Genomic DNA, 23,257 nt, shown 5'->3' on the forward strand with positions numbered 1-23,257 from the left:
TTTTTTAATGATGTATACGTTTGTTTTTTTCTGGTGGTTGTATCGGTTCTGAGGGTGCCCCAGAGAGATCGATGGTTCCTTTCTGCTGTCGTACTTTTTCTACGAAAGCATCTTCTTCGTTATTTGTGCGAGGCATATAACGGTAACCATCTTTATACCGAGCCATCTCGTGCTGTTGTCGAAAACCATCCACATAAATATGCATTTCTGGTGTTGTCTTATCATCATGATGTGTGCTGTGCTCTGAGTGAAGCTTTTTCTGGATGGCCTCGACGATATCATCAGGTCGATACATATATGTGATATGTATCTCATCTCCCATCTTATGGAGTGTGACATTTCCAGAATGAAACATTTTATCAAAGAATGAATCTTGAGAAAATTGAATAGAGGAAATATCATGATATTCGATAAAGGTGGTGTCGAGCATAAAGAGTGACCATCGGACATCTATAATACCTCGCTCTGTGAGTATCCATGCGTCTGCATACCAATCTATGACTTTGTAGAGCACGACGATAAACATCAAAAAAAGATATCCTTCAAAAAGCCAGAGAAAAGGTGTCTCAACAATTCCAGGATAAAACCAAGTATAGACGCCCCATGAAACTCCCACAACTGGCACAACAAGCCAGAAAAAGATATTTGGAAAAACGGCGAGAAAATGTCTATGAAATATATCCTGCATAGTATCTCACTCTGCGAGATATCGTGCGAAAAAAAGTTGCTGAAGTCCAGACATAGTGACAGTGTAGTGACTTCAGAGGTTTTATCAAGCAATCTTATCTCAACGAGTCGTTACTTTCTTTTCATACCGCCCAATCAGCTGAAGATCAGGATGAGAAGGAGATATCCGAATAGGGTATTCGAAATCAAAGAATATTTTTTCGAGCACTCCTTCGCCGAGGAGTTCGAGACATTGTCGGATAAAACGGAGTTCCATATTCTCTGTTTCAGTGCTCATTTTGATGGCAATATCAGTATTTTTGTCTTTTTCGTCACTCTTCTTTTCTTGTTCTCATTCTCGTTCCTGAAGCCAGAAAAAAAGACCTATCATACTCTCACGTATGACTTCTTGGATATAGCTCGTGTACGAAGGATAGTTATCGGGATCGCTTAGACGATGGGTGTAATCTCGGAGTATCTCGTCGAGATGTTCGATAAATGTATAAGCGACCGGAGCAATGATCTCAAAATCTTCTCTTTCGAAAACCTTTTGAAATAGAGCAATATAGTCTGGAAAATATTTTTCGACCAGTGTGTCAAAGTGAGCGATATATCCGAGTACCGCAAGGCGATTCTTTGCACTGTCCATTGTCCGAGCATTGAATTCCCCCTTAATCTTCCCAAAATATTCATCGAGTGAATCTTCGTGGATATCGTCGATAGAAAAGCCAGAAAATGCTTCCTCGAGTTTCGTGAGTTTCTTTTCAAAGGCAGAATAAGGAAGGTCGATGATGGCATCGAAAGATTCAAAAATTTGCATGGCGCAAAGAGTAAAAAATAATGCCCCTATACTATGAATGATAGTTTTTTTTCAAAATTTTTGCTTATTTTCATCTGCCAGTATGTGGCATAGTGTTTATTTTTTTGGTATTTTGATGGCTTTCGACATCACTTTTGTTGGTTTGTAGGGATTTTCATCAGGATTTTTCCCATGATACTCGAGCTCGATAGGTGTTCCATAAAATCCGAACACTTCTCGGATTTGATTTGAGAGAAATCGTTTCCAGCTGAAATGAATGGATTCAGATTTGTTGACATTGATGACAAATTTTGGTGGGTCAACTGCGACTTGTGACCCGTAGTAGACACGAGGATTATGGATTTTTCGGCTTCCACGTGGTGCATGTTCGAGGACGGTACGAGTCAAAAATCGATTAAACTCTCCTGTTCCGATACGTTTATGTCTTTCCGCGTAGATACCAATAGCGTGATCGAGGATTTCTTTGACTCCTTTTCCTTCACTTGCTGTAGCGAATACTGTCATTGCCCAAGGACAAAATGCGAATTCACGTTGTAGGTAGGCGAGGTACCTCTTATGAAAGAGATCGAGCTCCATATCGGTTTTTGCCTGAGAAAGATCCCATTTATTGACCATAATAATCACGCCTTTTTTCTGCTCAAGAATTTCTGCCATAATGTGTTTGTCTTGTTGGACGATTCATTCCACGGAGTCTATCAGGAGTACACAGATATCTGCTCGCTCGATGGCCGCTTTGGTACGGAGGACTGACCAGCTCTCGACATTATGAATACCGACCTTCCCTGGTTTTCGAAATCCAGCCGTGTCAATCATGGTGATGATATGGTCTTTGTAGTTTATCTGTGTATCGGTAGCATCTCGAGTGGTTCCGGCTTCTGGTGAGACGACGACTTTATCATAGCCGATGAGTGCATTAAATGTGCTACTTTTCCCGACATTTGGCCTTCCGACGAGTGCGACTTTGATACCCTCGTCTTCTGGTGCAGTGATTTGTTCTTGAAATTTATTTTTGAGAAAATCTACGACCGCTTCTTCGAGGTCGTTGATTTTTCGATGAGAAGCACTGACAGGATAGACAGGAAATCCTGTCGAGAGGAGATGATATGATTCTTGTTCTCGTGCAGCATTATCAGCTTTATTTGCGACAATCCAGATAGGTTTTCCGGTTTTTCGAAGAGTAGCGATGATGTGGTCATCGATATCGGTGAGATGATCGTATTCGACTATCAAGAGGATGAGATCCGCTTCTTCGGCACATTCATTGACACGCTTATTCACATCTTGGAGGATCTGATGTGATGAGCCAAAATTGAGTCCTCCGCTATCCGAGATGGTCCACTGAAATCCTGTAGCAAAGTCCGTCATAGGGTATTCGATGATATCACGTGTGGTGTTTGCTTCTTCATCCACGATAGAGATTTTTCGTCCCACAAACGCATTGAAGAGACTACTTTTCCCGACATTCGGACGTCAGACGATGAGGACATAGGGTTTTTTCATACAGGAAATAAATAAGAAAATCAGAAATGGATTACCACGAAGAGAGTATATACCTTTTCTTTCTACTATCAATTTTCCTGCAGTATATGAAAAAAAATGAATTGACAATCTTTAATTCTTTATTATATAAAATTTCTTGGCGCAAATCTCGATATTCCAAGAATAGACCATAAAAACTCTTTGTCTTCGCCCAAAACACTTCTTGCATTTCGGTCAGAATTATATAAAATTCTGTCATGAAACAAGATCATTACACCACTCTTTGAGTCACTAAATGAGCCACCACAGCTGAGATAAAAAAGGCGTATAAAAAACTCGCGATGCAATGGCATCCTGATCGTCATCAGGGTGATAAAAAAGCAGAAGCAAAGTTTAAAGAAATCAATGAAGCATATCAGACGCTTTCTGATACACAGAAGCGCAAACAATATGATACATTTGGCAATACTGACTTTGGGAATATGGGCGCTTGACGAGCCGGAAGACACAGTTCCGGATGACAAGGGTTTAATAGTTTTGATTTTGGTGATATATTTTGAAATATGGGCTGAGGACGTGCTTCATCCCAGTCATTTGAGTTTGACCTGGGTGATATTCTCGGAGGTCTCGGAGGGCATACAAGAGGTACACGTTCAGCATATTCTCAATCAGTAAAAGAAGATCTCGATATCATACAAACGGTGGAGATTCCACTTTGGGATATTCTACTCGGTATGAAGCTCTCTATCGAACATGGTGGGAAAAGTTTTAAGATAACGGTTCCTGCTTGTACTAAGCCAGGGACGAAACTCAAAGTCACAGGGAAAGGCCGAAAAAGTGGGAGAAAGATCTGAGATCTCTATCTCAAAATCGATGTCCGTATGCCAAAAAAACTCACACTGGAACAGGAGAGGACGATCGGATTGTGGCGCTCTTAGAATCAAATGGAAGTATTTTGACTTGCAATTCATTGAATTTTCCTACAATCACATTCTGCTCGAGCGAGTATTTAAGAAAGAGATTCACAAGTAAAAATAACAATCCATCCTGTTTTCTTTTTCTTTTACTGTTTACTTGAGCATAGCGAAACGGGTGATTAGCTCAGCTGGTTAGAGTGCTTCTATGACATGGAAGAAGTCACTGGTTCGAATCCAGTATCACCCACCATTTTTCTGTTTGAAATTTTAATACCCCTTTGGGGGTGTTTTTATTTGGAATATACTTCCAATGTTTTCTCAGCCACTATATCCCAAGTCCGTAATCTTTTTAATTCCTTGGTATGTGTGATATTCTTAAAATCAAGATTGTATTTTTTGTCTCATTGTAGAATACTTGAAAGGATAATATCTTTTTCGTATCCAATTGCGATTGCCATCGGTCCACTGGCGGCGAGTCGACGAGAGTAAGGAAAAAGTACGGCATCGGCAGCGGAATAATAAAGAGAAATCATGTTTCCATCTACAAAACCTAACCAATAAATAGCTTTTCCAAGAGATTGAAATTTTTCTTTGAGACCATTGTACCAACTTTGATACATATCATTATTTTCTAGACGAGGAGCTACTCATGCCCCAATCAGAAATATGGTATCATTATTTCTCTCTACATAGTTCTTGCAGGAATCATATAATTCGGGAAGTCCTTTATATCTTGCCGCATATCCCATGTATAGAAGAACCCTTTTGTCCTTTGGGAGACCAAGCTTCTCCTTGGCCTGCTGGATAATTTCAACTGCTTTGGGTACTCCATGTGAAATGATGGAAATTTTTTTTTCAGAAATTCCGTGATCATTTATGAGTTCTTGTTTCTGAAATTCTTCGTGAACAATAATATGGTGTGATAAGATAGAAAAGAGTCAGAAAATATATCGGAACACAAATCTTACGATGCATGGAGAGATATTTTTGCCATTTTCTCTCACAAATGTTTTATCAATTTGTTGTAGTCCAAGCCCTCCGTGAAATGTAGTTATTACACGAGCTCATGAAATTCTTGCTATAAGGGGTATAAGAGGTGTAAATGGTATACATAATTCCTGTCAAAACATATTGAATTCATGTTGAATATGTACGATTTGGTTAGAATCAGTCCATATCCTCTTTAAGAGGTGAAAAAGTCATAGAAGAGATGGTTGCCAGACTGGAAATACCTCTCTATTTTTTAAGATATGCCTCTTCTTAGTATTTTTATCTGTTTGAGCGTATATTTTTACATGACACCCTTTTTCTTCAAGAGCTTCCGCAAGAAAAGAGCTGTACGATGCTACTCCGCTATTTTTTTGAAAACGATCTGTTGTTCAGGGGAATGGTGTGATGAGGCATACCTGCATAAAGAAATATATAAAAAAGAATAATAAGTATATTTGGAATATCGTTGTAATACCTAGCTTCATAGTATAGATGAGATATTTTTATGCAAGAGAAAAATCTGATTAGTAATTCTTATTTTCTTTTTTAAAATAAAAGATTTTAGTATAATCAAAGCACTTTACTCTTTCCTATGTCCTCCATTTTTACAAAAATTATCCGTGGCGAAATCCCATGCTATAAAATATACGAAGATGAATTGTGTTTTGCTTTTCTCTCAATAGATCCACATCACCTCGGGCATACTCTCGTTGTTCCAAAAGAAGAGATTGGACATATTTTGGAGTTGCCTGATAAGTTAATGACACATATTTTCTTAGTCGGAAAAAATAGTATCTGACCAGCCATTCAGCGAGCGACAGGGTGTCCACGAGTGAGCTTTCTCACAGAAGGTTTTGGCGTCCCAGACCACTTTCATCTTCACCTAATTCCGATTTTTCGAGATGGTGACCTGGATGCTTCGAGAGCCCACAGAGAGTCTCCAGAGGCGATGGCTGCAATTGCAGAGAAAATACGCCAAGAAATTCAATAAAATCCTTTGACAGGTCAGCATTATCAGTATACTTAGTCATACTTGGTATATTTAATCATACTTTTATGAAACCAAAGAAACTCCACACCTCAGGATGCGATATGAAAATGTATACGACAGTTACTGTCGGCACAAAATGACAGGTCGTGATTCCTCAGGAGGTACGAGAACGGCTCAATATCCGACCATGAGATTCACTTATGGTGGTAACGAAGCATGGCAAAGCTATTGGTATGATAAAGACTGACGATATGGCGGAATTTATGGCATATATGCAAAATGAAATTCAACACTAATTTCTCTTATATGAAAAAATATTTTTCTCTCTTATTGATAGTTTCTTTCTTACTGACTGGATGTGGCGCATCAGGTGTGGCAGAAAATTCCAAAAAACCATATGACATAGAGGTGGTTTTGGCTTCCGCACTTTCTAAGAGTGCTTTCGTAGAAAAAACTGCTATCATAAAAGCAGGTACACAAGTAAAGCTTACTGCTCAGGCGAGTGGTCGGGTAAGTGGTCTCTTGGTACAGCCATGACAAACCGTCGTGGCCGGTCAAACTCTTGTGCAATTAGAAGATATGTATGGTACTGCCGATAACTCACTTGCTGAGGCCCAGATTGCTCTCCAAAATGCTCGACTTATGTTGACCTCCACCTCTGCGTCTCTCGGACAAGCTCTTTCAAGCACTCAAATTGCGTACGAAAAAGCAGAAAAAGATTTCCTCGCTACGCAAGTAAGCATGAAAGAAACGCTCGATCAAGCCGAAAGAAATGCTACAGCACTTGAATCTGGTACTTCGTGAGATACGACGACACCTCTCTCAAAAGCTGAATTGGAGTTGGCGAATTTTATCGCCTCTCAACAACAGCAATTGGATGCTTATGAGACAAGCTATGAAAATCAGCTTCAAAATTTCCAATCCTTTCTCGCCAATGTTCTGGATACTTCTGACACACTCCTCGGTGTTTCTGAGCAAAATAAAACTCTCAACGATTCATACGAATATCTCTTATCAGCCAAGGATAGTCAACAAAAGATAGTGGCAGAAGATATCCTCAGAAAATTGCTCACATACAAGGAATGGTCTCTAGATGCGACACTGCCACTTTTGGATCGTGTCACTGAATTACAAAAAGCGCATACGCTTGTTAACTCCCTCTTAGCAGCTACTGAAACAGTACTGATCAATTCTGTAACAGATGCTACTCTATTTCCTCCTGCGACACTTGCTACTCAGAGAGCTCTTATTGATGGTTATCAAACCCAGTATAGTGGTATTTCTACAGCATTGGTTTCTTTTCTCAATACCTCTCAGGCCTTTCTCGCAACGTATGAAAATGAGCGTCTCGCTCGAGAGCAAGCAGTCAAGCTGGCTTCTGATAATGGTGCCAGTACATTGGCTCAAACAAAGATCACCGTAGAAAATACACTTCGTGCCGCTGAAACAGGGTTGCAGCTTGCAAAGAATGCGTATGAAACAACGCGAAAAACGCATGATCTCACACTCCAGCAATGAGCCCAGTCTGTTGAAGCAGCATCTGTTCGTGTTCGAAGTGCTCAGAGTCTTTTTGAACGATTGACAGTAACGGCTCCTGTGAATGGTGTGATAGGAACTATCCAAGTGGATGAATGAGAAGATGTGACACCTGGAAGACAGATTCTGGAGATCGCCAGTAAAGATGCAGAATGCACAATTACTATTGAGAGTGCTATGCTAGATCAACTCCAGGTTAGTGCTCAGGTTTCTGTGAACTATCGCGGTGAAGTCCTCAAAGGATCTGTAGCGAGTATCAGTCCTATCTCAAATCAATGACTGAATTTTTCTGTTACTATTGCCATCAATGATCCAGTATCAGTATTTGGTGATTTTGCTACTGTAGAGATACCTATGACATCACCATTTCCAACTATCCCTATTACTGCCGTGACCCTGTTGGCTCCTGGGCAAGGAGAAATCTCTACTCTGGTGACGGACGAAACAGGCGTGCTATCTATCAAAAAAATAAGTGTTGTCCTCTGAACACTTCGGGGAAATAGAATCGAAATTCTTTCAGACTTACCAAATGGGGCACAGATTATTCTGTCTGATTTAAAGAATTTTAATCCTACCGATTTTGTCTTACGAAAAAAATAGACTCGTTAATCGTTAATCGTTGATAGTTAATAGTTTATGGTTATAAGTTATAGGTTTCCGAACCGATTATTCCTTCTTTTTTCTTTCTGCTTTGTGCTTTTTTAATTTGCATCACTCTCTTTAATCTCCTTCTCGCACTCCATGTCTTCTCTCCGCGATAAACTTCTTTCTTGATTTTATGGGTTTTGGGTACGCAACTATCGTATTGGTATTATGGGAGTGGTTTTGATTTTTGTTCTTGGGTTTTCTGGGATTATCTCCATTCCAAAAGAGAGCTCTCCGGATATCAAATTCTGACTCGTTTCTATCTCTACTGCGTATGTGGGAACTTCACCAGAAGATATCGATACTCTCATTACGACACGTATAGAAAAACAAATCAAGAATATACAAGGTATTGACACCATATCTTCTTCGAGCCGACAAGGTTTTTCAAGTATTGTCGTAACACTCAAGGCAGAGGCAAATACTGATAAATTGGTTCAACAAATCAAAGATGGCGTGAGTTTGGCAGATCTTCCTACGGATGCTACAGACCCATCTGTCAATGAAATAAGTACAGAAAGTCAGCGTCTCTTTTCGGTCTTCCTCTCGAATACAGACAAAAATGTTTCTCGAGATGTCCTGCTCAAGCGGGCGAATGATATCCAGAAAAAATTTGAAGGGAAATACAATATTGAGACCGTTGTAATAGATGGAGGTGATGCATCAGAACTAGAGGTAATTGTTCATGGTGCTAAGATGGCTGCTCTCCAGATATCTCCTGCAAAGATAGCTGATATTATTCGCCAATATAATCAATCGTTCCCTATTGGCACATTTACACTTGATACCAAATCCTATGATTTCCGTATTGAAGGCGATATTGAATCCTTCGAAGCTCTCCTAAAGATACCAATCAATATCGCCGATGGTGGTTCGGTCCCGCTCGGTGAATTTGCGACTCTCAAACGTACTTGGAAAAACACTGCACAAGAGAGAATGAATCAGGGCGATAGTATTGATATGCCATTTGTGCAGATGACTTTCAATAAACAACCACGAAAAAGTGTTTTCTCAACGGCAAAAGAAGTACGAAAGATTTTGGAAGTACAGGTAGCGAGTTTTGGTCCTGAGTGGCATATTGAGTATGGTTTTGATCTGGCAGAGATTATCTCAGAGGATTATTCCAATCTTGGATGGAATGCAGTTCAGACACTCATTCTGGTCTTTGGGTGTGTCTTTTTCTTTATTGGTATCAAAGAATCACTCATTGCAGCTATTTCCATCCCTCTTGCCTTCTTGATATCGATTCTCACGCTCAACTGGCTCGGTCTTTCGCTCAACTTTATGACCAATTTTTCTTTGGTACTCTCCTTTGGTATTGCAATCGATCTGACACTGGTAATTATCGAAGAAACTACCAAAAAAACTCGTCTTTGATTTAGTCCGAGTATGGCAGTCCTCCTCGCTATCAATGAGCTCAAGCTCTCTGTTATATCGAGTACGGCGGTGACACTGATTGTATTCGTGCCGATGATGGTGCTACCAGGTATTATCGGGAAATTTCTCTCCTACATCCCTATTACTGTATTTTCTACACTGCTCGCGACTCTTTTTCTCGCACTCTCTACCAATTCATCTCTCTTTGTTCGCATTACAAAAAATACAAAATGGTATATCAAAAGTCCTTTTGTGGAGCTTCATATGCCACCAGAAGAATTAGCACTTCTCGCTGAAGAAAGAAAAGAAAAAGAAGAACGTCCATCGGAGAGTCAGACGTATCGAGAGCTTCTTTTGGAAAGGATAGAGGTATGGTATGAGGGAACACTGAAGTGGTGGATGGATACTATGTTTCGACGACGAATGCTCATATGGGGCCCTGTTATATTGACCGTGCTTTCATTTATTTTTTTCGCGCCTCGTTTAACTGGAGGGAGCTTGTTTCCTTCTGACGATTCTCCATTTGTTTTTATCACTGTTTCAGCTCCACCTGGTACGGAGAGAAATGCTCTTTTGGATAAAACACGCGCGGGATGAATCACCGTGGAGGATCGTATCACAGGGTTTCCTGAGGTAAAATTTTCAACCTTTAAATTTCTCGATAATACATTGAGCATCTATGTTGAACTCACTCCAACCATCGAACGTAAAAAACTCTGACAACGAAAGAGTAAAGAAATGGAGAAACTCTTTCTCGAAAAACTCACACCACTTCTGACCAATGGTCTTGAAGTTGCGATAAAAAGTGAACAAAATGGTCCCCCTACTGGATCCCCTGTGAGTATCAAGCTGTTAGCATCAGAGACGGATCAATTATCTGATTTGAAAAAAGTAGTTCGTGATTTTGAGCTCTATCTCAAGGAGCTCCCAGGTACTAAAAATGTGAATAATACGAGTCAGGATAGTCCTGGAGAAATCGTGATGAGTATCTACCGTGATCGTGTTGCTGCCGCTGGATTGTCCCCACTTCAGATTTACTCAGAAATATCCAATGTTGTTCGAGGAGTCAAGGCGGGAAGTGTGACTCTTGATGATGAAGATATTGATATTATTGTTAAGAGCGATGCCCACTATGATAATCTCGATATTGATCAAATTCTCTCACAAATACTTCAGACACAAAATGGTCCTATAACCATTGCTTCACTTGTAAAATATGAATTTCGAAATGCACTCGTAGAGGTAAGAAGAGTAGATTCAGATCTGACGATTTCTGTTGAGTCGGATGTTCGAGATAGGTATAAAGCAGCAGATTTGTTACTTGCTCTGAATAATTTTGCTGCTTCTTATTCGTTCCCAGAAGGTATTACCTACAAAAAATGATGAGAGTTTGAGGCAAATAGAGAGCTTCTCGTAGCTGTTGCTACTGCACTCATTACTTCTGTGCTCCTTATTTTTGTGATTTTGGTTTTTGTCTTCAATTCATACTCGATGCCTCTGATTATTCTCTACACTATTATTCTCGGGCTTCTCGGTGTAAATATCGGTCTGTGGTGTGTCAATCTCTTTAATAGTTCCGTGTGATATAATATGCCGATGGGTATTGGGTTTATTTCATTGATGGGGCTTGTAGTTACGAATGCTATCATCTTGATTGATAAGATTAATCGTAATCGTGATGCGGGTATGTCACCATATGACATGGTTATCGATGGGGGTAAAACCCGTATGATGCCGCAGATTGTGACAGCACTCACAACGGTTTTCGGTCTGTTGCCTACTGCGTTCCAAGATGCATTTTGGGGGTCACTTTCTTGGACGGTTATTTGCTGAACAGTTGTTGCCACCATCTTGACACTGTACTCGATTCCAGCTCTATACTATAATGTATACGGGGTAGAGAAAAATAAAACCAATAAGAAACGTTCATCTACACATATTGTTGTTTCAAAAAATGTATAATTCGACAAAATTTGACTCTTTTGGTATTTTTTCTATACTCCTTTCACTTTTTACCTCTTTCCTATGGCAAATTTTTTCAAAGATTCAATAGCAGAACTCGAGCACGTGGTATGGCCTACACACGTAGAAACAAAAAAGTTTTTTCAAATCGTTGTCAGCATCATCGCGGGTATGACTGTTTTTACGTATCTTTTGACCTTGGTTTTCAGTAATGCATTTTTAGAATTACGTAATCGAATTCATTATACCACCACAAAAGCTGATATTTCTGGGTCTCCTGTGATCAATGCAGATCCTCTAAAGGTCGATGCTACCACAGCAGATGGCAAAACTGTAACCGTGACACCAACTGAGGCTCCTGAGGCAGTTCCTGCACAGCAATAGTTTCCTATTTTTTATCCTTTTTTCATGTCAAAACTCTTCACTCCAAAAGCAGAATGGTACGTTATCCGTGTTATCTCTGGTACTGAAGAAAATGTACGTACTTCGCTCATGCAACGTCGTGAAATGTTTAATCTCGAAAAATCTATCCTGGATTGTTTCGTCCCTTTGCATGATGTCGTTACACTGAAAAAAGGAGGCGGAACAACAAAACAGAAAAAAAATATTTTTCCAGGATATATTCTCGTCAAAATGATCGTGAATAATGAATCATGGTATGTCGTCCGCAATACTCCAAATGTGACAGGATTTCTCGGTGCTGGGACGATACCAGTTCCTGTCTCAGAAGAAGAGCTTCTCCGCATACAGGGAATGGTAGATGAGAAGAATGCAGAATATAAAACACCAATTAAAATCGGTGATTATGCGACAGTCCTTGAGGGGTCATTTAAAAATAGTGAAGGAAAAATCATCGAAGTGAATGAAAAGAAAGGAACGCTCAAATTAACCGTGAATCTCCTGGGTCGTGATACGCCTGTGGAGCTTGAGTTTGGGCAGATCAAGATAAAACACTAAAATTTTGCTCTTGCAAAAGAGAGAAAATTCATAGAGTGTTCGCGCACGCCGGGGTATCCGCCTAGGCGGAAGAGGCCTGAAAAGCCCATATAAACTTTCACCCTTGCCGGGGTAGCTCAGTGGTAGAGCAGAGGCCTGAAAAGCCTTGTGTCGGTAGTTCGATTCTACTCCTCGGCACCATTTGTTTCTGAACCGCCTTTGGCGGTTTTTTGTTTATGCCCCATTCTTGAAGGGGGTAAAGGAAAGAAAAATGAAGAAAGGGGGATTTATTTCTGAATACTTATTCCAATTCCTGACTGCCTTCTTGCACTTTTGGCGCCAAAAGTGCGAAAAGCGTTCAGGGGACAAAAACTCGCTATTTTCTTTTTTCATTTTACCGTCTGCATTCATCCCACTCAGACAGTTAGTGGCTCAAACTCCATGACATCGTTATGCCATACGAGGCATACCTTACCCCCGAAACCCCATTTCTGTGGTGCAAGAAAAAATTGGCAAAAAACTCCCCCTCGTTCATGAGGGGGCGGAATAATAAGACTAAAAATGGTCCTCGACTCTGAGGCTCGTACTCGAAGAGGGCGTGTCGGAATGACTGGATTTTTTACAGCATCCTAAAGGCGACACGCATATCGAGAAAATACCCACAGACGCCCATAATCATGGTAGATATGGTACGTGCCCAGACATATTCTAATGCAAAATAGTCCGTGAGACCATACGTTATCAAGAGTACTATCACGGTACTATAAAAAGCGATAGTCACAAATCGAGGATAGCCATGTCGGAAGGATACGTCTGATCCAAAAGTCCAATATCTATTAATATAAAATGCTGCTATTGATTCCAAAATAAATGCGATGCCACAAGATGTCAGATAATGTAATCAAAAAATTCCAGTAAATACTCATACGATGAAGAGACTGATGCTGAGCATAATACCTCATACGGTGAGATAGCGGATAAACTGGTGTATATGATGATATACGCGAATATTTTTTATCCCAAAATATCGTAACCCATGTTCAGAAGCTTTTTTCATAATCATATTTTACCATACAAAAATATGATGTCAATATGCTAAATCGCTAAAATGTATTTTGTAAGTATTGTATCACAATACTTATATGTCTCCAAAAATCATTTGTCTCTCAAAAAACCTCACTATACTGTACGCGCGTACATTCTCCCACACCATTCCCCACCATTATTTTATGATAAAAAAGTTGCTTCGGTTCGTACAGATTTGCTTCCTCTCCCTTATGAGTATTTCGCCACTTGCTGTAAATATAAACTATTTACCAGTACGAACATTCTAACATCAATATTGTACTATGCATCTTGGGAAAATACATAAAAGATATTTCTACCTGATAGGGGCTTTGTGTTGTTTTGTGGTTTTCTTTATTGCCCATGCAGATAATGGTGACCCCTGGTATGATGATGCCTGGGATAAGCGTATCAAGATTGTCTTCAATAATGCTTCTCGTGCAGAAAATCTCATCGATTTCCCTGTCCTCGTAGCTCTCAATGAACCAAGAATTACGTATTCAGATTTTCTGACAGGAGGAGATGATATCCGATTTGTAGATGCAGATGGAATAACAGTACTGAATTATGAAATAGAAAAATGGAACACAGGTGGCGTCTCACCACTTTGGGTCAAAGTACCCCAGATTGATGCAAGTTCGGACACGGACTATATCTACATGTATTACCATAATCCAGCAGCATCTGTTGGTGCTAATCCAAATGGGACATGGAGTACTGGGTATCAATCGGTACAACATCTTCGGGAAGATCCCGCTGGTTCATCTCCTCAATTTCAAGACAGTACCTCTAATAATCGAGATGGTACTGCATCTGGCAGTATGGTTACTGGTAATTCAGTAACAGCACAAATAGGGAATGGAGTTGATTTCGATGGCGTGCTCACAACAGGAAACAATATTGATCTAGGGCTCAATTTCCCTGGTAATCTACCTAATGGTGCTGTGGAGATGTGGTTCAATCCCGATAATGTGACAACGACAGTTTCGACGAATCGCTATCTGCTGTCTCGTGTTATCAGTGGAGCATCGGACGGGGAATGGCGTCTGTATGTCGATACTACCGGAGGTGCCAATACAGGGAAAATCACTTATCAAATCGAATGTGTGCCAACACAAAATAACATCATACGAAGTGATGCTGTGGTGACGAACGCATGAGGATGGTACCATGTTATAGTAACGTGGGACGATGATACGGCAAGTAGTATGAAGATGTATGTAAATGGTATATTACAGGCAGGGATAGCATCTCCTCAGTGTGGCATGGTTCTTGTGAATAATACCAATACGGTAAAGCTTGGAATGAATAATGCGCTTGGTAATGGACAATTTGATGGACAAATAGATGAGTTCAGAATCGCAAATACTGCCTATTCAGACGCACAAGCATCTGCAAGTTATGCAACACAAAACGACACTTTTATTACCTATAATTCACCTGAATCAAACTCAATCATCACGCTTGATTCTACAAATGTACAGCCCACATCTCTCTACACGAGTGCGTCTGGTGATGTCACCGTATCTTTTACGACTCTTGATGCAATTCCTGCTGATGGTAAAATCGTCATCACTTTCCCTACGACTCTCTGAAGCGGATTTACGTTTAATTCAGGATGAGCCACGGCAGCATCGAGTCTCTCTGGTCTTGATGGTTCTCTTTCTGCATCCATTGTTTCCAATGTTGTTACACTGACTCGTACAGGCGGTACAAGCTCAGTTGCTGGCGCAAAAAGCTTTGTCCTCTCTCATATCCAAAATCCTGATACTGCAGGATCCACAGGTGTGTATCAAATCAAGACAACTACCTCGAGTGATGTGACTATCGGAGAAGATGTCGCTGTCGCTGCTGACACGATAATGGCAGATATCACAAATCCAACTGTTACCACTCTTTTCCCTCTCGATAATGCGATAGGTATTCGTCTGAGCGCTAATCTTATCATGACCTTCGATGAACCAGTTACTATCGGTACTGGCAATATCACCATCAAGAAAACATCAGATAACTCTACCGTCGAGACTATTGCTGTTGATTCCGCTCTTGTAACAGGAGGAGGCACGACGACGATTACTATCAATCCGATAGCAGCACTTGGGGAGGTTACAGAGTATTATGTTCTCGTAGATGCAACAGCTTTCGATGATACTGCAGGTAACAGTTATGCTGGTATTGCTTCGACAACTGCGTGGAGCTTTATTACGGGTACCGCTGGTGACCCCTGGTATGATGATGCCTGGGATAAGCGTATCAAGATTGTCTTCAATAATGCTTCTCGTGCAGAAAATCTCATCGATTTCCCTGTCCTCGTAGCTCTCAATGAACCAAGAATTACGTATTCAGATTTTCTGACAGGAGGAGATGATATCCGATTTGTAGATGCAGATGGAATAACAGTACTGAATTATGAAATAGAAAAATGGAACACAGGTGGCGTCTCACCACTCTGGGTCAAAGTACCCCAGATTGATGCGTCTTCAATAGTAGACTATATCTATATGTATTACAATAATCCAGCAGCACCTGTTGGTGCCAATCCAACATGAGTCTGGGATAGTAATTATATTGCTATACATCATCTCAAAAGCAATACTTCCATCATTGATTCTACGACCAATGCCACGAATGCGAGCCCCATTGGTTCTCCTACGCTTGCTACTGGTATTGTCGGAGATGCTCTCGAATTAAATGGCTCTTCTCAGTATGCACAATTTGCTGATGGTATGATACCGCAAGGTGTCGGCAGTACACTCGATGCAGGCACTGTAGAGGTGTTTTATAATCCAGATTCCTTTGCAGCTGATGTAAATGGAAAATATATCTTTTCTCGTGACCAATCAGGCACACTTATGTGAGAATGGAGACTTATGCTCGGGACAGAAGCGGCAGCTCCAGCTCAGGGGAGCAAGCTTGCTTTTCGTATCGAGTGTCCTGCGACTCTTCAGACGCCTATAGTGGGTGGCGGATGATCAACAATGGCCGGCAATGGAACCTTTAATGTCGTTGCAGATGCTGCACCGAGTCTCGCTGGTGGCTGGTATTATGCTGGTGCTGTTTGGGATAAGACAGGAGGTGCGTCAAACATGGCACTGTATGAAAATGGAGTATCTGTTGGGACACCTGCTGGACCGAACTGTGGCATGGAAGTCACGGGATCGCAGTTCACAGAAATATGACGCAATAATGGTAGAGCAACACCTGATGGATATTTTGATGGTCAGATTGATGAGGTTCGTGTTTCAAAAATTGTACGAAGTGCGAATTGGATCAATGCTTCTTATACATCAACTATTGATTCGTTCTCAACCTACAATCAACCAGAAGCATATACCATTGGCCCTCTTGAGACTATCAATGTCGAACCAGCTTCTCTGATTGCGAATGAGGTTGGTGATGTCACCGTATCTTTTACGACTCTTGATGCAATTCCTGCTGATGGTAAAATCGTCATCACTTTCCCTACGACTCTCTGAAGCGGATTTACGTTTAATTCAGGATGAGCCACGGCAGCATCGAGTCTCTCTGGTCTTGATGGTTCTCTTTCTGCATCCATTGTTTCCAATGTTGTTACACTGACTCGTACAGGCGGTACAAGCTCAGTTGCTGGCGCAAAAAGCTTTATCCTCTCTCATGTCCAAAATCCTGATACTGCAGGATCCACAGGTGTGTACCAAATCAAGACAACTACCTCGAGTGATGTGACTATTGATGAGAATACTGCTGTTACGGCTGATACGATAACTCCACCAGCAAATGCCCCCTGAACACCACTTTCTCTCACAGCTATACCGTATGATACAAAAGTCTATCTAAGCTGGCTTGTTCCAACATGAACTGTCACTGACTATGTCATAGAATACAAACTTTCTTCAGAACCAACTACATGGACTACTCTTAATGATGGAGCTTCGACCAATCTTTTTGCCCTCGTAACAGGATTAACCAATGACCTATCCTATGTTTTTCGAGTTAAAGCGAGTAATAGTGGTGCTCTCGGCCCAGCAACAACGCCAGTTTCAATAACCCCGGCATACAAAGTGACACTTCTTTCACCTACTCCTGGTGCAAATTCATACATCAATACTACCTCTATTGCTCCAAAAGCAGATGTGAACGATTCAGTCAATGCATCATATACGACATTTCGACTCGAGACACCTCTTGGCGTCCTTATATCCGAATTTACAACCCCTACTCGTTATGGTGATTATAGTCTTGCGAGCACAAGTCTGTATCAAATCCAGGCTAAAACCAACCTTGATTTAACTCAGACAGATTTGTCTGGTCAAGTGTATGTCCCTACAACTGATACATTTTTTACTGTTCATAACAGCCGAGATCGTATCACTGAGGTAACCCGACAATGAGTCACAGTTCGTGAGATCACCTGTTCATCTTGTGGAGATATCGAAGATATTACTCTCGTTTCGAGTATTTCTAATGGAAGCGGTGGATATAACCATACATTGATGATTTCAACGGAAGACAATACGGCTAATTTGAGAATATTCCGAGTTGTAATCCCATCTTCAGGTGCCGCGACTCTGAATAATAGTACCTATTTTGAAACGGACATTGCTGCTGGTTCCAATGACGGCCTAGAGAGTATCGCCTACAATTCCAACACAGATACATATTTTGTCGCTATGGAATGACAGGCTACCCAAAGTACTCGACCACGTATGTATGAGGTTACTCTCGCAACAGCACCTAATGCATCTAATGTGGAAATATGTACAAATATCAACCTACGTGATTATCTCCTCCAAGAAAGCAATGTCCAATATGGGGCAACCACCTATGCCGATGTATCTGGTCTCGATTATGTCCCCTCTGTAGATAGACTTTATGCGATTTCTCATCAAGCAGACAAGGTAATAGAAATAGACGTATCAAACCGATCGAATTGCACAGTACTGAATGAAATAGCGATTGGTATGCGTAATGATCGTGCTGGTAATCATCTTGATGAAATGCCAGAAGGTGTGGCTTGGGATAGTACCGGGGATTCTCTGTATCTCTCTGCTGAATCTGATTATTGGTCTGTATGGAGAACAAAAAATTATGATGTTCGCAGTACCTTCTCTGGACTTTCAGAAGGAACTCATGTTCTCAAGGTATCTTCCGTTGATTCGTATGCAAGTCGTAGTACGGCTACTGCGACATCAAATGCTACTGGCACGACTGCAACAGTTTCATACGGTGGATCTGGCTATGGTGATGTACCTCTTGTTACAGTGACAAACGCTGGTACCTGTTCGACTCGTCCAACAGCGACTGCTACTATTAGCGGCGGAGCTGTAACGGCCGTGACATTAAGTGGCGCAGTAGGGTGTAGTGTAGCACCGACGCTGACGATTGCCCAACCATCATTTGCTACAGCAAAATCAAATAATACTGGCACAACAGCAACAGTGCTTACAGGAGGTTTTGGGTACACTTCGGCCCCCGCTGTTATAGTGACTGGTGGATTCTGTGCGATACTTCCTACTGCGACAGCCAGTGTAAGTGGAGGTGCTGTCACAGGTGTAACACTCTCAGGAGCCACGGGATGTGTGACCCCTCCCACGCTTACCATCGTATGACCTATTACTGTAGTAGCCAATGCGGCAGACCGCTCCTTCACTATAGACACAACGGCACCCACTATTACCAATGTTTCCTCTCATCACGCCGATGGAACATTTTCTACTGACGAAGTCATTGATATCGATATTACTTTCTCTGAGGCAGTTACTTCAACAGATAATGTTACAGTTACTCTTGAAACGGGATCGATAGACAGAACTTGTACATTTACTGTCACCGGCAGTACGACGGGCACCTGTGATTATACTGTACAAACTGGTGACAGTACAGGTGGTCTCACGGTCAAAACTATCAGTGGCATCATAACAGATGCAGCGAGTAATACTATGACAAACTTTGCTCCAGCGACAAACCTAGCCGCTAACAAAGATATTATAATAGGAGAAGGGTGACCACCACCAGACATCACTAATCCAACTCTCTTAGTTCTTTCTCCAGCAGACAATGCAACCAATATCTCAACTACAGACAATCTTATCATGACCTTCGATGAACCAGTTGCTATCGGAACTGGCAATATCACCATCAAGAAAACATCAGATAACTCTACCGTCGAGACTATTGCTGTTGATTCCGCTCTTGTTACGGGAGGAGGCACGACGACGATTACTATCAATCCGATAGCAGCACTTGGGGAGGTTACAGAGTATTATGTTCTCGTGGATGCAACAGCTTTCGATGATACTGCAGGTAACAGTTATGCTGGCATTGCTTCGACAACTGCGTGGAGCTTTACAACACCAGACATCACCAATCCAACTCTCTTAGTTCTTTCTCCAGCAGACAACGCAACCAATATCTCAACTACAGACAATCTTATCATGACCTTCGATGAACCAGTTACTATCGGTACTGGCAATATCACCATCAAGAAAACATCAGATAATTCTACCGTTGAAACTATTGCTGTTGATTCCGCTCTTGTAACAGGAGGGGGCACGACGACGATTACCATTAATCCAACAGATACTTTCGTAAATAACACAGAGTATTATGTCCTCGTGGATGCAACAGCTTTCGATGATACTGCAGATAATAGTTATGCTGGTATTGCCTCGACAACTGCGTGGAGCTTTACAACAACATCAAGGCGTAGAAGCAACAGTATATCACTTATGACCATCTCAGCTTCTGCAGGAGCAAATGGATCCATCAGTCCCAGCGGTTCAACCTCTGTCTACCAAGGGGGCGCTCTCATATACATCATGACTCCAGATGCAGGATATCACGTAGCTGATGTTCTCGCTGATAACATCTCACAATGACCAATCACAACGTATACGTTTAGCAATATAGTTTCTCACCATACTATCTCAGTCACTTTTGCGAACTCAGCATCTATCCTTCCACCACCGGACACTACCCCTCCACCCCCCACCACTGAAGATGTTCCACCAAACACCAACACCACCAAAGATACTCCACCAAACACCTGAACCACTGAAGACACCACGATAGTCCACAATACCATCCCCGGAGAAGCATTCCTCTTTGCTTCAGAAGACCCCACTATCATCACTAAACTTCAAGCACTTCATGGGGCGACAGTTATCACCGAAGACGTCTACAAAAATCAGTGTGAAACCAAACAAACGAAACCCTACTATCGTAGCTGTAACCTCGGTCTCAATCTCTCCACCTTTGATCTCTTCCGTGATAGTGTTGTCTGTGAATGATTTATCGTCCAACAATCCTCAGAAGAGGACTACCGCTTCCAAGACGTCGCTCCTCGGAAAGAAATCGCAGGTATTGCAGTGAAAATGAAAAAAGTCCAAGGGCAACCCATAACTTTTATACCACCATCGGCCTATCTTAATATCTACCAAGATATCGGACTCACTGGTCAAGCACCCTGGATACAGGATGTCGCTGAGACAGCTCTCACATATGGCATCATCTCAAAAGAGAGAACCCTCTTTGAACCTGACCGTGATGTCACCCGTGCAGAAGCATATGCGATGATAATGAACTCTGTCTGTATGGTTCTTCCGGCAGGAAATGATTGGCAGGCAACCCTCTTTGATCGAGCAAGCCGAGAAGGTCTCACCTCGCGCACCTGGGATACTTTTGAGCCCAATCGCTCTATCCTCCGTCAAGAACTCTTCCTCCTCGCAAGCAAGGCAGCTGACTGGGCAGAGAGAACAGGAGGATGTGATCCAAAACCAGAGTATTGTTTTCTGACTTCAGAGGAGTCTCAATAAACATACTAAAAATTTGCTTCTCCACTTCGGATTCTCGTCCTCAAAAAATACCCACTTGCGTGAGTATTTTAGAATTCTTACATGGTGCCCAAGAGAGGACTCGAACCTCCACACCTTGCGGCACAGCCACCTCAAGGCTGCGTGTCTACCAATTTCACCACCTGGGCACGTGACATCGTGTACTATAGAGATATATTTATTTTTTCAAGTTTTTTTCTGGAGATTTTTCTGGTGTTTTTATTGGTGTCTTTTTTTTCATCAAAAAATTATTAATGATCTTCATCGCTGCTGCTCGTCATCCGAGTCCAAAAGCAAGTCAAAATGCGAGACTGGCAGCCGCCACGACACCGATAAGAATCGAGATGATAAGATATGGTGGAACAATTTCTACTCCGTAATTTATCTGCCCTAGCGCAATACTAAATGTGAAAAAGAGTATCACAACGCGTCAGATATTGCCAAGAAGTGTGGCTGTTTTTTTGCTTTCAAAACGGAGTGCATTGTAGATGATAGTATAGGTGGTCCCCGAAGACTGAATTCCAAAAAATGTGACAAGCAGTGCGAGAAGTAAATGTGGTAAATAGTCCAACACCCGTCAAAGGAACTCTTCTATTTCTTGATATCCTGCTGCTTTTACTGAGCTTCTGAGAAAGAGCAAAAAGACAAAGATAGCGATATATTTTCCGATAGCTCTTGGCAGAGAGTCCTGTCCAATATGTGTCTTTTGCCCAAAAATCTTGAGGAGCATTTTTTCTATACCAGTAATATGGAATACCCACTCTGTGAGCAGATAGAGCCCTATACTGACCACGATGCCTACGAGAAGTATTTGAAGTGCTGGAAATAGGGAATCATACTGTTGCAAGAAGTTTTGCAGTGTTTGTAGAGTATCCATGCGTCTATTATAACACTCCGAACCTCTTTTTGCAAATAAACCCTCTTTTTTCTTGCTTTCATTTGGGTGTTACTATACTTTCTGGAGTATTTTAATACTTTTTCTATGTCAAAAATTCGCGTTCTCGTTCTCTTCGGTGGACAAAGTGGTGAACATGAAGTGTCGCTTGCTTCTGCTCGTTCAGTCGTCAGTGCTCTCGATCATGAAAAATATGATATCATCCCCGTTCTTATCACAAAAAATGGTCGATGGATAGCGAGTGGCACGGCTCTCGACATACTTTCTGGTGGTCAAGAAATAGCAGAATGAACTTCTCTGCCGGACTTTCGTGCGATGTGAGTTGATGTTGTTTTTCCTGTCCTTCATGGCCCTTATGGCGAAGACGGACGGCTTCAATGACTCCTTGATATGATAGGACTTCCGTATGTCGGAAGTGGTGTCGGTGGTTCGGCAGTTGGTATGGATAAGATTTATTCCAAAGCTGTTTTTACTCAAGCTTGACTGAAACAGCTCCCATTCTATGCTTTTAATGCATATGATTGGAAAACAAATCAAACTGCTGTTATCGGATGAATAGAGGCGCTCGGGTATCCAGTATTTGTTAAACCAGCAAATATGGGGAGCTCTGTCGGTATTTCCAAAGTAAAATCTTCCGAAGCGCTCGTTGCAGCTATTGAGGAGGCGATTGTTTATGATACAAGAATTGTGGTTGAAAAAGGACTCAATCGTCCACGAGAAATAGAGCTGGCTGTTCTCGGTAATGATAAACCAGTCGTCTCTATTGCGTGAGAAATCATGCCTGATATCAAACATGAGTTTTATTCCTACGAGTCAAAGTATACCGACTGAGGTGCTGATTTGCAAATCCCTGCTAATATTTCTCCTGAAATGCTTGCGGAGCTTCAATCCCTGGCAAAAAAAGCATTCCAAGCGGTTGGTGCCCGAGGACTGTCTCGTGTTGATTTTTTGGTTGACCGAGAGACGGGAGATTGCTATCTCAATGAAATCAATACGATGCCTGGATTTACCAAGTTTAGTATGTATCCAAAGCTTTGGGAAGCTTCAGGTATCGGGTATTCAGAACTTCTGGACCGGCTCATCGCTTTGGCACAAGAAAAATAAAAAAATGTATTTTGCGTAGTAAGAGTAGGAGAGAAAATTTTTATTTGAATTGTCACAAATTCA

At 41.5% G+C, this 23,257-nt stretch carries 15 protein-coding genes and 3 tRNA genes; 11 read left to right on the forward strand and 7 right to left on the reverse strand.

Going from position 1 to position 23,257, the window contains the following annotated elements:
- Window positions 1–4: 4 nt before the first annotated feature.
- From WC753_02745 to der, 3 genes are all read right to left on the reverse strand, one after another.
- On the reverse strand, window positions 5–742 hold the full coding sequence (locus tag WC753_02745) for a hypothetical protein (GenBank protein MFA6080379.1): 738 nt from the start codon (window positions 740–742) through the stop codon (window positions 5–7).
- A 27-nt stretch (window positions 743–769) separates the two neighbouring features.
- A complete protein-coding gene (locus WC753_02750; GenBank protein ID MFA6080380.1) occupies window positions 770–1,486 on the reverse strand; it encodes a hypothetical protein in 717 nt (238 codons plus the stop codon).
- 96 nt (window positions 1,487–1,582) lie between these two features.
- Window positions 1,583–2,986: a ribosome biogenesis GTPase Der gene (der, locus tag WC753_02755; protein ID MFA6080381.1), complete on the reverse strand. Its 1,404-nt coding sequence runs from the start codon at window positions 2,984–2,986 to the stop codon at window positions 1,583–1,585.
- A 236-nt stretch (window positions 2,987–3,222) separates the two neighbouring features.
- Between der and WC753_02760 the strand changes: the two genes are divergently transcribed.
- Window positions 3,223–3,903, forward strand: a complete 681-nt coding sequence (locus WC753_02760; GenBank protein MFA6080382.1) for a DnaJ domain-containing protein — start codon at window positions 3,223–3,225, stop codon at window positions 3,901–3,903.
- 152 nt (window positions 3,904–4,055) lie between these two features.
- Window positions 4,056–4,132 (forward strand) — tRNA-Val (locus WC753_02765).
- Window positions 4,133–4,172: 40 nt separating this feature from the next.
- Here the strand turns inward: WC753_02765 and WC753_02770 are convergent.
- Window positions 4,173–5,294 (reverse strand): glycosyltransferase, encoded by a 1,122-nt coding sequence (locus WC753_02770; GenBank protein ID MFA6080383.1) that lies wholly within the window; start codon window positions 5,292–5,294, stop codon window positions 4,173–4,175.
- 170 nt (window positions 5,295–5,464) lie between these two features.
- Here WC753_02770 and WC753_02775 point away from each other — a divergent pair, with 170 nt between their 5' ends.
- From WC753_02775 to WC753_02805, 7 genes are all read left to right on the forward strand, one after another.
- The gene (locus WC753_02775; GenBank protein ID MFA6080384.1) at window positions 5,465–5,863 is read left to right on the forward strand and encodes an HIT family protein; all 399 of its coding nucleotides are present in this window, start codon (window positions 5,465–5,467) and stop codon (window positions 5,861–5,863) included.
- 65 nt (window positions 5,864–5,928) lie between these two features.
- The gene (locus tag WC753_02780; protein MFA6080385.1) at window positions 5,929–6,159 is read left to right on the forward strand and encodes an AbrB/MazE/SpoVT family DNA-binding domain-containing protein; all 231 of its coding nucleotides are present in this window, start codon (window positions 5,929–5,931) and stop codon (window positions 6,157–6,159) included.
- Between the two features lie 10 nt (window positions 6,160–6,169).
- Window positions 6,170–7,999: an HlyD family efflux transporter periplasmic adaptor subunit gene (locus WC753_02785; protein ID MFA6080386.1), complete on the forward strand. Its 1,830-nt coding sequence runs from the start codon at window positions 6,170–6,172 to the stop codon at window positions 7,997–7,999.
- A gap of 141 nt (window positions 8,000–8,140) precedes the next feature.
- Entirely contained in the window at window positions 8,141–11,383 is a 3,243-nt protein-coding gene (locus WC753_02790; GenBank protein ID MFA6080387.1) for an efflux RND transporter permease subunit, read from the forward strand.
- A 63-nt stretch (window positions 11,384–11,446) separates the two neighbouring features.
- Window positions 11,447–11,767, forward strand: coding sequence for a preprotein translocase subunit SecE (gene secE, locus WC753_02795; protein ID MFA6080388.1), 321 nt, complete (start codon window positions 11,447–11,449; stop codon window positions 11,765–11,767).
- A 24-nt stretch (window positions 11,768–11,791) separates the two neighbouring features.
- Entirely contained in the window at window positions 11,792–12,340 is a 549-nt protein-coding gene (nusG, locus tag WC753_02800; GenBank protein MFA6080389.1) for a transcription termination/antitermination protein NusG, read from the forward strand.
- 105 nt (window positions 12,341–12,445) lie between these two features.
- Window positions 12,446–12,520: transfer RNA gene (locus WC753_02805), tRNA-Phe, on the forward strand.
- Between the two features lie 418 nt (window positions 12,521–12,938).
- On the opposite strand, the gene WC753_02810 is transcribed toward WC753_02805, so the two are convergent.
- Entirely contained in the window at window positions 12,939–13,376 is a 438-nt protein-coding gene (locus WC753_02810; protein MFA6080390.1) for a GtrA family protein, read from the reverse strand.
- A gap of 292 nt (window positions 13,377–13,668) precedes the next feature.
- Here WC753_02810 and WC753_02815 point away from each other — a divergent pair, with 292 nt between their 5' ends.
- Window positions 13,669–21,177 carry a DUF2341 domain-containing protein gene (locus tag WC753_02815; GenBank protein ID MFA6080391.1) on the forward strand — a complete coding sequence of 2,503 codons (7,509 nt, stop codon included), beginning with the start codon at window positions 13,669–13,671 and terminating at the stop codon, window positions 21,175–21,177.
- Between the two features lie 82 nt (window positions 21,178–21,259).
- Here the strand turns inward: WC753_02815 and WC753_02820 are convergent.
- Window positions 21,260–21,344 (reverse strand) — tRNA-Leu (locus WC753_02820).
- A 29-nt stretch (window positions 21,345–21,373) separates the two neighbouring features.
- Window positions 21,374–22,072, reverse strand: coding sequence for a hypothetical protein (locus tag WC753_02825; GenBank protein MFA6080392.1), 699 nt, complete (start codon window positions 22,070–22,072; stop codon window positions 21,374–21,376).
- Between the two features lie 105 nt (window positions 22,073–22,177).
- Between WC753_02825 and WC753_02830 the strand changes: the two genes are divergently transcribed.
- Window positions 22,178–23,194 (forward strand): D-alanine--D-alanine ligase family protein, encoded by a 1,017-nt coding sequence (locus WC753_02830; protein MFA6080393.1) that lies wholly within the window; start codon window positions 22,178–22,180, stop codon window positions 23,192–23,194.
- The last annotated feature ends 63 nt before the right edge of the window (window positions 23,195–23,257 follow it).

Source organism: Candidatus Gracilibacteria bacterium, from assembly GCA_041660965.1.
In the GTDB taxonomy this organism is placed as follows: domain Bacteria; phylum Patescibacteriota; class Gracilibacteria; order BD1-5; family JAGOOR01; genus JAGOOR01.